This is a genomic window from Jatrophihabitans sp. (genome assembly GCF_036389215.1).
Classification (GTDB): domain Bacteria; phylum Actinomycetota; class Actinomycetes; order Mycobacteriales; family Jatrophihabitantaceae; genus Jatrophihabitans_A.
In genome coordinates, this window is the sequence record NZ_DASVQG010000298.1 from 1 (window position 1) to 15,988 (window position 15,988).

Consider the following 15,988-nt stretch of genomic DNA (forward strand, 5'->3'; position numbering starts at 1 on the left):
GCAACGCCGCCCTGGCCTGCCGCCGACACAACCTCTGCAAGGCCAACACCGGCTGGCAATACCACCGCAACCACGACGGGACACTCACCTGGACCGACGACACCGGCCACCCACACACCAACCACCCACCACAACGCTGGAACAGCGGCCGCCCGCCAAGCCGCAGCCCCCAAGCCCGTGGCACGAGCTCGCACCGGTTCGATCCACGGCCCTATTCGGGCGATCCGCCATTCTGAAACACCCCAGCCGGGCGCTGCGAGGCAGGCCTGTCTCAGCTGCTCCACGTGCGATAACTGTCTGTCCGGCGGGTCGACCTAGTTACAGCCGGCCTGCCGCGACCGCCTCGGTGACCCACGGAATGACCTCGTCCAGCATCTGATCGAGGCTGGTGGTGCACTCGAAGCCCAGCACGTCCCGAGCCTTGGACACGTCCGGCACCCGCTTCTGCACGTCGTATTCGTAGGCCGGGTCACAGACCAGCCGCAGCGGGACGTCGCCCTTGATCTTCTTCCAGATCACCGCGGCGAGTTCGCGGACGCTGGTGCTCTGCGGGGTCGAGATGTTGAAGTCCTCGTTCAGCGCGGCGTCGGAAGACATGCACTCGACGATGCCCTTGGCCAGGTCGCCGCCGTAGGTGTAGTGCCGGATCTGGTGGCCTTTCCCCAGGATGTGCAGGGGGTCCTGGCCCTTGACGATCTTCTGCACCAGGTCGGGCACCACGTGGCTCATCGCGAGCTTGACGTTGCCCGAGGCGACCTCGACGTCACCGAGCGCGCGGCCCTCGCCGATGCCGACGCAGTTGAACGGGCGCACGATCGTGTAGGGCAACCGGTACTGGTCCCAGGCGGCCCTGGCGAAGTACTCGACAGCCAGCTTCTGGAAGCCGTAGGACGACAGCGGCGGCGGGATCCTGCGCTGGTCACCCTCCCTGGACGGCCAGTGCTCGGTGGACTCGAACACCATCGAGGAGGACAGGTAGGTGACCTTCTTCAGCCTGCCGTGCTGGTGGGCGGCGATCGCGGCGTCGCAGGAGGAGGCCATGATCCGCTCGTTGGTCGCCAGCAGGTCGTAGGCGTAGGCGTGGAAGTAGGAGATGCCGCCGATCAGCGCCGCGCCGGCGATGAAGTGGTCACAGTCGGACAGCAGCTCGGTCATCAGCGCGACGTCACGGGCGTCGCCCTCGACGAAGCGGTAGTCCGGGTGGTCGTCGTAGGACTTCACGACCGGCCCGTACTTGGAGTAGTTGTCGATGCCGACCACCGCGTAGCCGCGACGGAGCAGCTCCTCGACCACGTACCCACCGATGAAGCCGGCGGAGCCCGACACCAGCACTTTCTGCGGTGTCGGCTGGTGCCGCGCGGGGTCGGTGCTCACCAGCGCTGTCCCCTGATCGGCTTGGTGTTCTGCTCCGCGATGGCCGCGGCGGCGCGGGCGACCTCCTCCTTGGTCAGTTGCGGGCCGAAGGCGAACCGGTACCACCGCAGGTAGCGCGGGATCCACCCGGCGAGCTGGAAGTTGGACACGCCCAGGGTGCGGTCCAGCCAGATGGTGGGCACCTCGGCGACCGGACGGCGCAGCCGGCGGGCCTTGGCGGTGAGCTCCAGGCCGATCTCGAAACCACTGCGGCTGTGGATGCCGACCTCGCGGACGAACTCGGTGGAGAACGCCTTGAAGCTGTTGGTGGCATCGCGGGTGCCGACCCGGCCGAGCGTGCCGAGCGAGCGCCCGGCGGTCTTGGACAGCATCGACTTGAGCAGCGGACCGCCGACCTGCTGGCCGCCGGCGCAGTACCGTGACGCTGCCGCGACCACGACGCCCCGGTCCACCAGCCTGGCCAGCTCGTCGATCTGGCGGGGATCGTCGCTGCCGTCGGCCATGGTGACCACCACCACCGGGTTCTTGACCTGGTCGATGCCGTACCGGATGGCGTTCGCCGGTCCGCGGCCGTACTCGCTGACCAGGGTGTGCAGCCGCGGTTCCCGTTCGGTGTAGGCACGCAACACCGGCACCGTGGTGTCCTCCTCGAAGTCCACCACGACCAGGATCTCGCACTCGGACTCGACCGCGTCGAAGATCCGGTCCAGCACCGCGATGATGGCCTCGCCCTCGTTGTAGGCGGGGATGACGACCGAGATGGCCAGGCTCATGACATGCCGCTCTGCTCGCTCATGACAAACCGCGCTTCGCGCGAGCGCTCTGCTTACTCATACCACGCTGCCTTGTCCGAGCAGGTTCCAGACATCAGCCACCGGCACCGCGGTGACCAGGTCGCGATAGTGCTGGTGCGGCGCTCCGATGATGAGCAGATCGACGTTGTCCAGCACGTACTCCAGCGGTTCCAGGTTCGCATCGACGCTCACATACGGGTCGGTGCACAGCACCTGCTTGGCCCGGAATTCCAGAATGCGCTTCAGCTTGTAGGACAAGCTCGACCGGATGTCGTCACTCTCGCCCTTGAACGCCATGCCCAGGATCCCGACCCGCATGTTCGCCAGGTCGTACTTGGCCTCCAGCCGCGAAACCAGGTAGAGCGGCAGCCCCTCGTTCACCAGCATCGCCGAATGGCCAAGGATGAAGGAGTTGTCGGTGAACGCCGCCAGCTGCATCGTGTCCTTGAACAGGCACGGCCCGGCGGCGAAGCCGGCACCGGGCATGTCGATGGCCCGCGGGTAGTCCTGCGCCAGCGCCGTCCGGATCCGGTCGAAGTCCAGGCCCTGGTCGTTGGCCATCACGTAGAACTGATTGGCGGCGGCGAACTTGATGTAGCGCCAGGTGTTGGTGAACAGCTTGGCCAGTTCGGCCTCTTCCGGGCTCAACTCGACGATGGTCTCGGTCAGGTTGGCGAACAGGGCCCCGGCCCGGGCCAGCACCGGCGCCGAACGCGCCGAGACGATCTGCGGCAGCGAGTGCAGCTCCTGCATGGCCCTGCCCTCGGCGATGCGTTCCGGGCAGAAGGCCACCTCGATGTCGATGCCCTCGGTGGCCAGCAGCTTCTCGACCCGCTTGGTGACGCCGGGGTAGACGGTGCTGCGCAACACCAGCAGCTGGCCGGGCCGGAAGTGCTGCTTGCACTGGTGCAGCGCGCGCGGCACCGCATGCGGGTCCGGATTGAGGTGCTCGTCCACCGGGGTGCCGATCACCACCACGATGTGCTCGCCTCGGCTGACCAGGCCCGAATCGACGGTGGCCTCGAGCCGGCCAGCCGCCAGCACCCGCTGCAGCACCTCGGTGGCGCCGTCCTCGCGGAACGGCAGCTCGCCGGCGAGGATGGTCTTGACCGCCTGCTCGTTGATGTCGTAGATGCCGACCCGCAGCCCCCGGTCGGCGAAGGCGAGCGCGAGTGGCAGGCCGACATGGCCGGCGCCGCCGACGACCACGACATCGAGGTCGAAAGTGCTTACCCGAGGGCCGGCTGGCATCGATTATCCGATCCGGTGCGCTTTGAGCACATTGCTGGTGCGGTCGCGTGGAAGTGTAACCGCCGGGCCGTGACTCGCGGCCGGTAACGCACGATCGACAGCACGGCGGGACAGCCGCTCAGGGCACCGGTGCAGAAGGTGATGAACCCGCCCCGCACCTGCCGGCCCCTTGGCGTTCTCGTCGCCGAAAGGTAGAACAGGTACCGAAATCGTTGTGTAAACCCGCTGAAGGCATCGGAAGGCACGCAATGACGCGCTCGTTATCCAACTTTGTCAACGGAGAGCAGGTTCCGGCCGCCGACGGACGCACCCTGGAGGTGACCAATCCGGCGACCGGCCAGGTGTACCTCACCTCGCCGCTGTCAGGGCCCGAGGACATCGACCGGGCCTATCAGGCGGCGGCGGCCGCCTTCCAGAGCTGGCGCGACACCACTCCCAGCGAGCGGCAGCAGGCGCTGCTGAAGTTCGCGGACGCGGTCGAGTCCCGGGCCGAGGAGATCATCGCGGTCGAGAGCGAGAACACCGGCAAGCCGATCTCGCTGACCCGCAGCGAGGAGATCCCACCGATGGTCGACCAGCTGCGGTTCTTCGCGGGCGCCGCCCGGGTGCTGGAGGGCCGCTCGGCGGGGGAGTACATGGCCGGCCACACCTCCTACGTCCGCCGCGAGCCGGTCGGCGTGTGCGGGCAGGTGGCGCCCTGGAACTACCCGATGATGATGGCCGTCTGGAAGTTCGCCCCCGCGCTGGCCGCCGGCAACACCGTGGTGCTCAAGCCGTCGGACACCACGCCCGCCTCGACGCTGCTGCTGGCCGAGATCGCCGCCGAGTTCTTTCCACCCGGCGTGTTCAACGTCGTCTGCGGTGACCGGGACACCGGCCGGGCACTGGTCTCCCACCCCACGCCGGCGATGGTCTCGATCACCGGCTCGGCGCGGGCCGGCATGCAGGTCGCCGAGGCCGCGGCCAAGGACCTCAAGCGGGTGCACCTGGAACTGGGCGGCAAGGCGCCGGTGATCGTGTTCGACGACGTCGACGTGGCGGCGGCCGCCGAGGCGATCGCGGTGGCCGGCTACTTCAACGCCGGCCAGGACTGCACGGCCGCGACCCGGGTGCTGGCCCGGGCCGGGTTCGCCGAGGAGTTCGCCGCTGCGCTGGCCGAGCAGGCCAACTCGACCAAGACCGGCGCCGCCGATGACGAGGACGTGCTGTACGGGCCGCTGAACAACGCCAACCAGCTGAGCCACGTCTCCGGCCTGGTGGACCGGCTGCCCGAGCACGCCTCGATGCTGGCCGGCGGGCAGCGCCAGGGCGAGGCCGGCTTCTTCTACTCCCCGACGGTGCTGACCGGGCTGCGACAGGAGGACGAGCAGATCCAGACCGAGATCTTCGGCCCGGTCATCACGGTGCAGTCCTTCACCGACGAGGACGAGGCGATCCGGTGGGCCAACGGCGTCGAGTACGGCCTGGCGTCCTCGGTCTGGACCCGCGACCACGGCCGGGCGATGCGGGTGGCGCGCCGGCTGGACTTCGGCTGCGTCTGGGTGAACACCCACATCCCACTCGTCGCCGAGATGCCGCACGGTGGCTTCAAGCACTCCGGCTACGGCAAGGACCTGTCGATGTACGGGCTGGAGGACTACACCCGGATCAAGCACGTCATGCACAACATCGACTTCTAGATCGACTTCTAGCCGATCCGGGCCACCAGCTCATCGACTTGGTCCGTCGACTCGTCCGGGCCCGGTCGGGTCAGCACCCCGACCGGGCTCTCCGGACGGATACCCGGGCTCTCTGGACGGCAGGAGTGCGGTCGCACCGCACTAGACTCAGCCGAAGTCCTCCCACGACCTGGAGATCGCGATGACCGCAGGCTCCGCCCCGATCCAGCAGCAGCGGATTCTCAAGACCGCCATACCGGGGCCTCGCTCGACCGAGTTGCAGCAGCGCAAGTTCAAGGCCGTGTCGGCCGGGGTGAGCACCGGGCTGCCGGTCTACATCGAGCGGGCCGGCGGCGGTGTCCTGGTCGACGTGGACGGCAACCAGCTGATCGACTTCGGCTCCGGCATCGCGGTGGCGACGGTGGGCAACGCCGCGCCCCGCGTCGTCGAGCGGGTCCAGGCCCAGGTCGCCGACTTCACCCACACCTGCTTCATGGTGACCCCGTACGAGGAGTACCTGGCCGTCGCCGAGGCGCTCAACGAGCTGACCCCGGGCAGCGGCGAGAAGCGGTCGGCGCTGTTCAACTCCGGTGCCGAGGCGGTCGAGAACGCGGTGAAGGTGGCCCGCTCGTTCACCGGGCGCCAGGCGGTGGTGGCCTTCGACCACGCCTACCACGGCCGGACGAACCTGACGATGGCCCTGACCGCGAAGAGCATGCCGTACAAGCACCGGTTCGGGCCGTTCGCCAACGAGATCTACCGGGTGCCGATGGCGTACCCGTTCCGGTGGCCGAGCGGCCCGCAGAACTGTGCCGACGAGGCATTCGAGCAGTTCGTCAGCCAGGTGCACGCCCAGGTCGGCGAGGAGAACACCGCCGCGGTGCTGCTGGAGCCGATCCAGGGTGAGGGCGGCTTCATCGTGCCGGCGCCCGGGTTCGTCCGCCGGGTCGCGGACTGGTGCGCCGAGCACGGCATCCTGTTCATCGCTGACGAGGTCCAGACCGGGTTCTGCCGCACCGGCGACTGGTTCGCCTGCGAGTTCGAGGACGTGGTGCCCGACCTGGTCACCACCGCCAAGGGCATCGCCGGCGGGCTGCCGCTGTCGGGCCTGACCGGCCGGGCCGAGGTGATGGACTCGGTGCACACCGGTGGGCTGGGCGGCACCTACGGCGGCAATCCGGTTGCCTGCGCGGCGGCGCTGGGCTCCATCGAGACGATGAAGGCCGAGAACCTCAACGCCCGCGCCAAGCAGATCGAGGCGCTGTTCCTGCCCCGGCTGCAGCAGCTGGCCGCCAAGTACGAGCAAGTCGGCGACATCCGGGGCCGTGGCGCGATGCTGGCGATCGAACTCATCGCCGGCGCCGGTGACCTCACTCCGAACAGCGCGCTGACCGGCAAGGTGAACGCCTACTGCCACGCGCAGGGTCTGGTCACGCTGACGGCCGGCACCTACGGCAACGTGCTGCGTTTCCTGCCGCCGCTGGCGATCGGCGACGAGCTGCTCACCGAGGGCCTGGACATCATCGAGCAGGCCTTCGCCGCCGTGCTCTGAAGGGCGCGCGGCGGATGTGGGTGAATCTTGGCATCGCAGCACTACCGGCTGATGTCAATAAACCTTGACATCCTTGCCACTGGCTCTTAGTGTGAGCAAATGTCAACATCGGATGCTCGCGACACGATCCGGGTCAGGTCTCCCGAAGCGCTGGGACGAGCCGTCCGGGCCGCGCGCACCCGGGCAGGCTTGACCCAGGCCGAACTCGCCGAACGCGCGCGCGCCAACCGCTACGCGATCGTGGTCCTGGAATCGGGGCATCAGACTCGGGCGATCGAGATCCTCTTCGACACGCTGGCCGCGTTGGATCTTGAGCTAGCGGTCCGGCCGCGGAGTAACTGATCCGCATGGAACTCGACCTGTGGCTGGGCGACAAGCTGGTGGCTCGCACCGCGACGCCCGCTCGCGGGGGCAAGGTCAAGATCGTCTACGACGGCGCGGTCGCCGGTGACCTGCCCGCGGAGACACCGTTGCTGTCCTGCTCGCTGCCCACCCCCGGACCAGGTGAGCCGGCGCCGTCCCGGGCATTCCTGGAAGGGCTGCTTCCCGAGGGCAGCGCCTTGTCCGCGGCCGCGGCTCAGGTGCGTGGCGTGCGCTTGGTCGACGGCGCCCCGGAGTCCAGCGTGGACGTCGTAGCCCTGCTCGGCGAGTTCGGCCGCGAGTGTGCCGGGGCTGTCGTGGCGCTACCCGCCGGGCACCCGGCGCCCAGTGGCGGGCGCTATGAACCGCTGGATGAGATGGCGCTCGCCGCGTTGGTACGCGACCTGCCGCAACACCCGTTAGGCGCGGACCTGAGCCGCGATATCCGGATGTCGCTAGCCGGCGCCCAGCCGAAGTTCCTCCTCGCCCGGATCCAGGGCCGCTGGTGCGAGCCGGTGGCGGGCGCCCCGTCGACCCACATCATCAAACCCACTCAGGCGTGGGCGCACAGTGCCCACAACGAGGCGCTGGTCCTCGCGGTGGCACGGGCCTGCGGGCTCACCACCAGCGCGGCGTGGATTGAAACGATGGGCGAGACCACGGTGCTGGTCGCCGAGCGATACGACCGTGAGGTTCTCGACGGACGTGTGATGCGGCGTCACCAGGAGGATATGTGCCAAGCGGTCGGCATCCAGCCCTCGAAGAAGTACGAGATCGGCCGGCCGAGTGACCGAATGGCCCGGTTGTTGCGCGAGTTCGCCCACGAACCGCGCGCCCAGATCGCCGCGCTGTTCCGGCAGCTCGCCTTCCGGGCCACCGTCGGCGATGAGGACGGGCACGGAAAGAACTACTCGGTGCTGCTCGACAACGGCCTCGTGAGCCTGTCCCCGCTGTATGACTCGTTGTGCACCCTTGTCTACTCCGACCTCACCGGAAGGATGGCAACCAAGATCGGTGCGCAGCAAAGCCTGGCGAAGGTCGACCGGCAGGCGCTGATCACGGAGGCCCGGGCGATGGGCCTCACCCAGGCCGAGGCAAGCTACGAACTCGATGCGATCGCCTCCGGAATTCGCACCGGATTGGAATCCCTCGCTGATGAGTTCACCGCCGGATGGCCGAGCGAACGGGTCATCGACATCATCGCCGCGCGCGCGACGCGACTCGACACCGGCGCACCGCTCGGATCTGGACCCGCCGCCGCTCGCCGGTCATCCTCCTCCGCGCTGACCCTCGACGGTGCGACCGCTTCGCGCCGGCGAAGAGGGACGCTCAGCGCCGATTAGACTTGTGCTCGGCCGCTGTTGCCGAGCAACACCTTCTGGAGGAAATACCGTGGGACTCGTCGTGCAGAAGTACGGCGGCTCGTCGGTCGCTGATGCCGAGCGGATCAAGCGGGTTGCCGAGCGGATCGTGGCCACCCGCCGTGAGGGCAACGACGTCGTCGTAGTGGTCTCGGCGATGGGTGACACCACCGATGAGTTGATCGAGCTGGCCGAGCAGATCGTGCCGGTGCCCTCGGGCCGGGAGTTCGACATGCTGCTCACCGCGGGTGAGCGGATCTCGATGGCCTTGCTGGCGATGGCCATTCACTCGCTGGGATACCCGGCGGAGTCGTTCACCGGCTCGCAGGCCGGCGTGCTGACGACCGCGGTGCACGGCAAGGCCAGGATCCAGAACATCACCCCCGGCCGGGTGGTTAATTCCGTCGCCGAGGGCAACATCGCGATCGTGGCCGGGTTCCAGGGGGTCTCGCCGGACACCAAGGACATCACCACCCTCGGCCGGGGCGGTTCGGACACCACCGCGGTGGCGCTGGCAGCCGCGCTCGACGCCGACGTCTGCGAGATCTACACCGACGTCGACGGGGTGTTCACCGCCGATCCGCGGATCGTGCCCAATGCCCGCAGGCTGGAGACCATCACCTACGAGGAGATGCTCGAGATGGCTGCCTCGGGGGCGAAGGTGCTGATGCTGCGCTGCGTCGAGTACGGCCGGCGCTACAGCGTCCCCATTCATGTCCGTTCGTCGTTCTCGAACCTGGCAGGCACCCTGGTCGCCGGGTCTATGGAGGATCTCACCGTGGAACAGGCCATCATCTCCGGCGTCGCGCACGACCGCAGCGAGGCAAAGGTCACGGTGGTGGGCGTGCCCGACAAGCCGGGCCAGGCCGCGGCGCTGTTCCGGGTGCTGGCCGAGGCCGAGCTGAACCTGGACATGATCGTGCAGAACATCTCGACCAGGGGCACCGGGCGTACCGACGTGTCCTTCACGCTGCCCAAGTCCGACGGCACGATCGCGGTGCAGGCGTTGACCAAGGTGCAGCAGCTGGTCGGGTTCGAGGAGCTGCTCTACGACGACCACGTCGGCAAGCTGTCGCTGGTCGGCGCCGGGATGCGCTCGCACCCAGGCGTGTCGGCGACGTTCTTCGCGGCACTCGCCGAGGCGGGCGTCAACGTGGAGATGATCTCCACCTCCGAGATCCGGATCTCGGTGGTCACCCGCGACACCGACCTCGACACCGCGGTGCGGGCCGTGCATGACGCGTTCGACCTGGGCAGTGGTGACGAGCAGGCCGTCGTCTACGGCGGGACCGGCCGATGAGTGCCGGTGGCCCGGGCCTGCGGATCGGGGTGGTCGGCGCGACCGGTCAGGTGGGGGCCGTGGTCCGCCAGATCCTGGTCGAGCGGAACTTTCCGGTCGCCGGCATCCGGTTCTTCGCCTCGGCCCGATCGGCCGGCACGACGCTGCCGTGGCAGGGCCAGGACATCGCCGTCGAGGACGCCGCCACCGCGGACCCGGCCGGCCTCGACATCGCGATCTTCTCGGCCGGGGCCTCCACCTCGAAGCTGCTGGCACCGAAGTTCGCCGCGGCCGGGGTGACCGTGATCGACAACTCCTCGGCCTGGCGGATGGATCCCGAGGTGCCGCTGGTGGTCAGCGAGGTCAATCCGGAGGCGATCGCCCAGGCGGCAAAGGGGATCATCGCCAATCCGAACTGCACCACGATGGCGGCGATGCCGGTGCTGCGGCCGCTGCACGCCGAGGCCGGCCTCACCCGGCTGGTTGCCTCGACCTATCAGGCGGTCTCGGGCAGCGGGTTGGCCGGCGTGGAGGAGCTCGATTCGCAGCTGCAGAAGGCGGGCTCCGCGGCGGCGGCGCTGAGCCGGAACGGGTCGGCCCTGGACCTGGGCGCGCCGGTGAAATACCAGCGCCCGATCGCCTTCAACGTGGTGCCGCTGGCCGGTTCTCTCGTGGACGACGGGTCGTTCGAGACCGATGAGGAGCAGAAGCTGCGCAACGAGAGCCGCAAGATCCTCGGCATCCCCGACCTGAGGGTGTCGGGGACCTGCGTCCGGGTGCCGGTGTTCACCGGGCACTCGCTGTCGATCAATGCCGAGTTCACGGCGCCGCTGTCGGTGGCCCGGGCGACCGAGTTGCTCGCCGAGGCACCGGGCGTGGCGCTGAGCGACATCCCGACACCGTTGCAGGCCGCCGGGCAGGACCCGAGTTTCGTCGGGCGGATCAGGCAGGACGCCGGCGTCGCCGACGGCCGTGGCCTGGTGCTGTTCGTCTCGAATGACAACCTGCGCAAGGGCGCGGCGCTGAACACCGTGCAGATCGCCGAACTGCTGGCGGCGAAGCTCCTCAGCCCGGCAGGCTAACCAGACCAGAAGCCCGACGTCAGGACGGCTGCGGCTCGAACAGCGGGGCGTTCCAGTCGAACGGCTCGATCTCCTGCAGGATCCGGTTCCGCTTGCGACGGTTCAGGTGATCGATGTACAGGGTGCCGTTCAGGTGTTCGGTCTCGTGGACCAGGCAGCGCGCCAGGAAGCCGGTGCCGGTGACCTCGATGGGGTTGCCGTCCTGGTCCTGGCCGGCGACCCGCACCTCGAACGGCCGGGCCAGCGGCGCGTACGGCCCGGGCACCGAGAGGCAGCCCTCGTCGATCTTCTCCTCGGCCTCAGAGGTGGCGACGATCCGGGGATTGACCAGGTGGCCCCGGTGCTGGACGTCGTCGGCGTCGTGGCAGTCATAGACGAAGACCGCGAGCCCGACGCCGATCTGGGTGGCGGCGAGCCCGACGCCCTCGGCCACGTACATGGTCGCGAACATGTCCTCGATCAGGCCGGCCAGCGCCTCGTCGAACTCGGTCACGGCAGCGGTGGGGGTATGCAGAACCGGATCACCGACGACGACGACCGGACGCGCGGAACCTGGCATGGTGCCTGATTCTAGGCCGATCCTGGCAGTGCTCAGGGAGCGATGCTCCAGCGCGAGCCCTCGGCGGTATCGACGACCTGTACGCCGAGGGATGCCAGTTCCTCGCGGAGGCGATCGGCCTCGGCCCACTGCCGGTTCGAGCGGGCCTGCTCGCGGGCGTGCATCAGGGCCTCCACCTGTTCGGTGGCGACGCCCTCAGGAGCGCCCGACTCGGACCCCGGCTCCTCGGCCAGCTGGCTGAGGTCGAGCCCGAGCAACCACAGGGCGGCGGCGGCGAGGACGGCAAGCTCGGTGCGGTCCAGGTCGGTGGACCGCAAAGCGACCTGCAGATCAGCCAGCACCCGCGGCGTATTGAGGTCCTCCGACATCGAGTCGTCGATGCTGTTCAGTACCGCCAGCGCCGGGCCGCTCAGCCGCGAGCCGGCCTGCTCGAACGTCGTGATGTCGGGCAGCGGGCCCAGCGCCGCGACCCGCTGGGCAAGCCGGCGGGCGCTGGACAGCGCCGCCTGCAGGCCTTTCTCGGTCAGGTCCATCTGGCGGCGATAATGGCTGGTGAGCAGGAAGTACCGGAAGGCCATCGCCGGGTACCCGTCGTCGGTGAGGTCTCGCAGCGTGGGCATCTTGCCGGCCGACTTGGAGATCTTCGCGCCGCCCTGCAGCAGGAACTCGTTGTGCATCCAGAGCGGAACCCAGTCCTGCCCGTCCTCCAGGTAGGCCTCGCTCTGGGCGATCTCGTTGGGGTGGTGGATCTGGCGATGGTCAACGCCGCCGGTGTGGATGTCGAAGTGCGGGCCCAGCAGGCTGATGCTCATCACCGAGCACTCCAGGTGCCAGCCCGGCACGCCCGGGCCCCAGGGGGAGTCCCACCGCATGATCCGGCGCTGGTCCGGCGGGTCGCTGCGCCAGATCGCGAAGTCGGCGGCCGAACGCTTGCCCTCCGTACTCACCCGGGCACCCTCGAGCTGGCCGCTGTTCGGCATCATCGCGAGCTTTCCGTACCCGGCTGACTTGGTGGTGTCGAAGTACAGGCCGGCCGGCAGCAGGTAGGTGTAGCCGTGCTCCTCGATCACCTTCGCGAACTCGATCATCTGCTCGACGTAGGCGGAGGCACGCGGGGAATGGTGCGCCGGCAGGACGTTGATCGCTTGCAGGTCCTGGAAGAACAGCTCGGTGTAGTGCTCGGCGACCTCCTGGGGGGTCAGCCGCTGCGCGCGGGCGGTGGTCTCCACCTTGTCCTCGCCCTCGTCGCCGTCGCCGACCGCGTGCCCGACGTCGGTGATGTTGACGACCTGCTCGACCGCGTAGCCCTTCCACTCCAGCAGGCGGCGCAGCGAGTCGCTGAAGACGTAGGGGCGAAGGTTGCCCAGGTGAGGGTCGGAGTAGACCGTCAAGCCACAGGTGTAGATCCGGGCGACGCCCTCGCGCATGGGCTCGAAGGGCACCAGCGTGCGCCCCATCGAGTTGAACAGCCGAACATCCGCACCCGGACTCACGTAGCACCTCTCAGCAGCCGACAGCGCATATGCGACCCAGCTTACGGGGCAACGCAGGCGCTACCGGCAGAGCGCCGATCGGGGCGGATCGGGCGTCAGACGATCCACATCGCCTGGTACGGCCCGAGCCAGACGTTGCCGTCCTCACCCCGCTTGACGGCGGTGTCGGAGATGGCGTCCCAGGCGTCGGTGATGCCGAGTTCGTCCAGGCGCCACAACGGAAATGGCCGCCAGCTGTCGCTCACGTTGTACAGGCCGAGCAGCGCTCCGAGCGGGTGGCGGCGCAGCACCGGCAGGATTGCGGGGTCGGCCAGCGGCGCGATCTCGCTGCTGACCGAGGCGTCCAGGTGCGGAACGCGGGCCCGGGCCTGGACCAGAGCCCGGAGGCCGGCGAACAGCTGCCCGGGCACGGTCGAGGGGTCCGAGCGCCGGTCGAGGTCGGCGTCGGTCAGCCGCGGCCGGTGCGCCCAGCGGTTGTCACCCTCGTGCCCCGGCTCGGCGGCCCAGTCCGGGTCATTAAGCAGCGCCAACTCGTCGCCGGACCAGATCACCGGGATGCCGCCCCAGCCGAACGCGAGCGCGTGCCCGAGCAGGACTCGCGCCGGGCCCCGGGCGTCACCTGCCTCGATGCCGGCCAGGCTCGCCGAGGTACCGCTGATCCGCCGGTCACCGGTCGCCGGGTTGGACTGGAACACCAGCCCCCGCGCTGGGGAGCCGGGAAAGTCGCCGGCGTAGTAGTCGGACAGGAAGGACCGGTGCGCGTGGCCGGAGAGCCCCACCGCGGCGGCGTCGGCGTCGTCGATGGCCCAGCCGATGTCGTCATGGCCGCGCAGGTAGGTGATCCAGGCGGTGGTGGACGGAACCGGCGGCAGGTGTCCCAGCGCGTGCGCCGCCAGGCGCGCGTCGCCGGCCGCCAGCATCGACCAGATCTGCACCATCAGGCTGTTGTGGTAGGCCAGATCACTGACCTTGCCGTGGTGCGGGCCCTGGCCCAGGTAGTGCACCAGGTCGGCCGGCCCGACGATCGCCTCGGCCTTGAACAGCAACGCCGGGCAGACGATCCGGGTGAGGGCGTGCAGCGCCTGGGTGATCGCGTGCACCTCCGGCTGGTTCTGGCAGTTGGTGCCCATCCGTTTCCAGAGGAAGGCGATCGCGTCCAGCCGGACCACTTCGACGCCGGCGTTGGCGAGGAAGAACAGGATGTCGGCGTACTCGACGAAGACGTCCGGGTTGGCCCAGTTCACGTCCCACTGGAAGGCGTTGAAGGTCGTCCACACCCAGCCCCGCAACTCCTCGTCCCAGCTGAAGTTGCCGGGTGCGAAGTCGGGGAACACCTCGGGAAGGGTGCGCTCGTAGGCGTCGGGCTCGGTGCGGTCGGCGAAGGTGTGGAAGTAGGCACGGTAGGTCGGGTCGCCGGCCCGGGCGGCCTGCGCCCACTCGTGCTCGCGGGCGACGTGGTTGAGCACCAGGTCCAGCACCAGGCTGATTCCGGCCTGCCGCAGGGTACGGGCGAGCTCGCGCAGGTCCTGCACGGTGCCGAGGTCGGGACGCACGTCGCGGTAGTCGGCGACCGCGTAGCCACCGTCGCTGTCGCCCTCGCGCGGGCGCAGCAGCGGCATGAGATGCAGGTAGGTGATGCCCAGCTCGCTCAGGTACCCGACCCGGTCGGCGACCCCCGCCAGGGTGCCGGCGAACCGGTCGGCGTAGGCGGCATAACCCATCATCTCCGGCTGCTGGAACCAGTCGGGCTCCAGGCTGCGGACCACGTCGAGCCGGGTCAGCTCGGGGTCGCGGGAACGGTAGGCCTCCGCCGCGTGCTCGACGAGGCGCACCGCAGTGGCCTCGGCCTGTGCCCCGTAGACGCTGGCCAGGCCGTCGTGCAGGTCGGGCCACCAGCGCTGCAGGCGAAGCGTGAACAGCTCGTGCCCCGGGGAGCCGGCGAGCCGGGAGTCCACCGCGGCCGTCACCGCGGGTGGGATGCTGCCGGTGGTCTGCTTCGGGCTGTGCATGGGGTCTATCGTCCACGCTTGCGGAGGACCCGATCAACGTGGTCCCGGCTGAGTGGTGCCGCAGCTCGGTGCCGCACGTGCGGCCCGGCAAATTTTCGGAAGGGGAACGCCCAGATGGGTCCGGAGCAGCTTGACCAGCGGTTCGCCAGGCTGACCGCTGCCCACGTGGCCGATGCCTGCGTCCGGGCCCAGGTGCCGGTGCGGTGCGCGCCGGCCGCGGTGCAGTCGGTGGTGGCCGGTGACCGGCTGGCGGGGCGGGTGCTGCCGGCCCGGCATGTCGGCAGCGTCGACATCTTTCTGGAGGCGCTGGAAAGGGCCCGGCCGGGCGACGTGCTGGTGGTCGATGACGGGGGCCGGCGCGACGCCTCGTGCGTCGGTGATCTGGTGGCGCTGGAGGCAGCGGCGGCGGGCCTGGCGGGCATGGTGATCTGGGGCCTGCACCGCGACACCGCCGACATCCGGGCGATCGGCCTGCCGGTGTTCAGCATGGGAGCGATCGCGACCGGGCCGCTGAGCCTGGGCATGCGGCCGCCGGACGCGCTGGACTCGGCGACCGTCGGGGAGTGGCTGGTCAGCGCTGACGATGTGGTGCTCGGGGACGACGACGGCGTGCTGTTCGTGCCGGCGGCTCGGGCCGAGGAGGTGTTCACCATCGCGGAGGGGATTCGCGACACCGAGCGCGGGCAGGCCGAGCGGATGCGCGACGGTGTGTCCTTGCGTCAGCAGGTGCAGTTCGGCGACTACCTGTCCGCGCGCTCGCGCAACCCCTCGTTGACGTTCCGCGAGCACCTGCGAGCGGTCCGCGGCGCGATCGAGGAATGATTGAGTGCAGTGGCCCGTAGCTCAGTAAGAACCGTTACGGAGTGGCTTATTGTAAATAATAAGGACTTACTATTGCTGTTCCGTAGGTAAGTTCAGTCTTATTTCTGCGGAAGGAAAGGCGGTACTCAGGCGCCCGCTGAGAAGATCGAGAGTTGGCTGGGCTGTCTCCTTGGTAACTGTCACGATTACGCGACGAGGGCTCGCTTCGTTCAGCGTGATCAGGTCTAGATCGAGCTGGTGTGCGAGCAGAAATTCATTGATTACATCTTGCGCGAAAGCCCAGATGAGGGTGTTCGAACTCGCTAAAAGCCGTTGCGAACGCCGCTGCAAATTTCGTTGCCGCAACGGTGCCCCGGCTCCGGGAGAGTCACGTTTGCCCAACATTTCCAAGACG

The 15,988-nt window shown here is 68.8% G+C and carries 14 protein-coding genes and 1 pseudogene; 8 read left to right on the forward strand and 7 right to left on the reverse strand.

All coding sequences use genetic code 11. The features are described 5' to 3' along the window. Positions 1-236 (forward strand): annotated as a pseudogene (locus VF542_RS16890) (hypothetical protein); the annotation flags it as partial. 82 nt (positions 237-318) lie between these two features. On the opposite strand, the gene VF542_RS16895 reads toward VF542_RS16890, so the two are convergent. Genes VF542_RS16895 through VF542_RS16905 form a run of 3 tightly spaced genes read right to left on the reverse strand, consistent with a single transcriptional unit; the run spans position 319 to position 3,419 of the window. Next, positions 319-1,374, reverse strand: coding sequence for an NAD-dependent epimerase/dehydratase family protein (locus tag VF542_RS16895; protein WP_408652863.1), 1,056 nt, complete (start codon positions 1,372-1,374; stop codon positions 319-321). After that, the gene (locus VF542_RS16900) at positions 1,371-2,147 is read right to left on the reverse strand and encodes a glycosyltransferase family 2 protein (protein WP_408652864.1); all 777 of its coding nucleotides are present in this window, start codon (positions 2,145-2,147) and stop codon (positions 1,371-1,373) included. The genes VF542_RS16895 and VF542_RS16900 overlap by 4 nt, the downstream gene beginning before the upstream one ends. Positions 2,148-2,204: 57 nt before the next feature. Then, the gene (locus tag VF542_RS16905) at positions 2,205-3,419 is read right to left on the reverse strand and encodes a nucleotide sugar dehydrogenase (protein WP_408652865.1); all 1,215 of its coding nucleotides are present in this window, start codon (positions 3,417-3,419) and stop codon (positions 2,205-2,207) included. Between the two features lie 248 nt (positions 3,420-3,667). On the opposite strand from VF542_RS16905, the gene VF542_RS16910 reads away from it, so the two are divergent. The 6 genes from VF542_RS16910 to VF542_RS16935 all read left to right on the forward strand — a co-directional run bounded on the left by VF542_RS16910 (position 3,668) and on the right by VF542_RS16935 (position 10,711). Then, the gene (locus VF542_RS16910; protein WP_408652866.1) at positions 3,668-5,098 is read left to right on the forward strand and encodes a gamma-aminobutyraldehyde dehydrogenase; all 1,431 of its coding nucleotides are present in this window, start codon (positions 3,668-3,670) and stop codon (positions 5,096-5,098) included. A gap of 181 nt (positions 5,099-5,279) precedes the next feature. Then, entirely contained in the window at positions 5,280-6,629 is a 1,350-nt protein-coding gene (gabT, locus tag VF542_RS16915; protein WP_408652867.1) for a 4-aminobutyrate--2-oxoglutarate transaminase, read from the forward strand. A 99-nt stretch (positions 6,630-6,728) separates the two neighbouring features. Then, entirely contained in the window at positions 6,729-6,971 is a 243-nt protein-coding gene (locus tag VF542_RS16920) for a transcriptional regulator (protein WP_408652868.1), read from the forward strand. Positions 6,972-6,976: 5 nt separating this feature from the next. Then, positions 6,977-8,332 carry a HipA domain-containing protein gene (locus tag VF542_RS16925; RefSeq protein WP_408652869.1) on the forward strand — a complete coding sequence of 452 codons (1,356 nt, stop codon included), beginning with the start codon at positions 6,977-6,979 and terminating at the stop codon, positions 8,330-8,332. A gap of 49 nt (positions 8,333-8,381) precedes the next feature. After that, positions 8,382-9,650: an aspartate kinase gene (locus tag VF542_RS16930; protein WP_408652870.1), complete on the forward strand. Its 1,269-nt coding sequence runs from the start codon at positions 8,382-8,384 to the stop codon at positions 9,648-9,650. After that, on the forward strand, positions 9,647-10,711 hold the full coding sequence (locus VF542_RS16935) for an aspartate-semialdehyde dehydrogenase (RefSeq protein WP_408652871.1): 1,065 nt from the start codon (positions 9,647-9,649) through the stop codon (positions 10,709-10,711). The genes VF542_RS16930 and VF542_RS16935 overlap by 4 nt, the downstream gene beginning before the upstream one ends. A 19-nt stretch (positions 10,712-10,730) precedes the next feature. Here the strand turns inward: VF542_RS16935 and def are convergent, their stop codons facing one another. From def to VF542_RS16950, 3 genes are all read right to left on the reverse strand, one after another. Further along, positions 10,731-11,270 (reverse strand): peptide deformylase, encoded by a 540-nt coding sequence (gene def / locus VF542_RS16940; protein WP_408652872.1) that lies wholly within the window; start codon positions 11,268-11,270, stop codon positions 10,731-10,733. Positions 11,271-11,302: 32 nt separating this feature from the next. Further along, the gene (cysS, locus tag VF542_RS16945) at positions 11,303-12,763 is read right to left on the reverse strand and encodes a cysteine--tRNA ligase (RefSeq protein ID WP_408652873.1); all 1,461 of its coding nucleotides are present in this window, start codon (positions 12,761-12,763) and stop codon (positions 11,303-11,305) included. A 95-nt stretch (positions 12,764-12,858) separates the two neighbouring features. Continuing rightward, positions 12,859-14,772 carry an alpha-amylase family protein gene (locus VF542_RS16950; protein WP_408652874.1) on the reverse strand — a complete coding sequence of 638 codons (1,914 nt, stop codon included), beginning with the start codon at positions 14,770-14,772 and terminating at the stop codon, positions 12,859-12,861. A 114-nt stretch (positions 14,773-14,886) separates the two neighbouring features. On the opposite strand from VF542_RS16950, the gene VF542_RS16955 reads away from it, so the two are divergent. After that, positions 14,887-15,594: an RraA family protein gene (locus VF542_RS16955; protein WP_408652875.1), complete on the forward strand. Its 708-nt coding sequence runs from the start codon at positions 14,887-14,889 to the stop codon at positions 15,592-15,594. Between the two features lie 69 nt (positions 15,595-15,663). Here the strand turns inward: VF542_RS16955 and VF542_RS16960 are convergent. Next, positions 15,664-15,988: hypothetical protein (locus VF542_RS16960; protein ID WP_408652876.1), on the reverse strand; the 325-nt coding region annotated here is incomplete at its 5' end.

Excerpts from the sequence above, each read along its gene's own strand:
- VF542_RS16900 (WP_408652864.1), bottom strand. The coding sequence starts at position 2,147 with ATGAGCCTGGCCATCTCGGTCGTCATCCCCGCCTACAACGAGGGCGAG.
- VF542_RS16905 (WP_408652865.1), bottom strand. The coding sequence starts at position 3,419 with ATGCCAGCCGGCCCTCGGGTAAGCACTTTCGACCTCGATGTCGTGGTC.
- VF542_RS16910 (WP_408652866.1), top strand. The coding sequence starts at position 3,668 with ATGACGCGCTCGTTATCCAACTTTGTCAACGGAGAGCAGGTTCCGGCC.
- gabT (WP_408652867.1), top strand. The coding sequence starts at position 5,280 with ATGACCGCAGGCTCCGCCCCGATCCAGCAGCAGCGGATTCTCAAGACC.
- VF542_RS16920 (WP_408652868.1), top strand. The coding sequence starts at position 6,729 with ATGTCAACATCGGATGCTCGCGACACGATCCGGGTCAGGTCTCCCGAA.
- VF542_RS16925 (WP_408652869.1), top strand. The coding sequence starts at position 6,977 with ATGGAACTCGACCTGTGGCTGGGCGACAAGCTGGTGGCTCGCACCGCG.
- VF542_RS16935 (WP_408652871.1), top strand. The coding sequence starts at position 9,647 with ATGAGTGCCGGTGGCCCGGGCCTGCGGATCGGGGTGGTCGGCGCGACC.
- def (WP_408652872.1), bottom strand. The coding sequence starts at position 11,270 with ATGCCAGGTTCCGCGCGTCCGGTCGTCGTCGTCGGTGATCCGGTTCTG.
- VF542_RS16950 (WP_408652874.1), bottom strand. The coding sequence starts at position 14,772 with ATGCACAGCCCGAAGCAGACCACCGGCAGCATCCCACCCGCGGTGACG.
- VF542_RS16955 (WP_408652875.1), top strand. The coding sequence starts at position 14,887 with ATGGGTCCGGAGCAGCTTGACCAGCGGTTCGCCAGGCTGACCGCTGCC.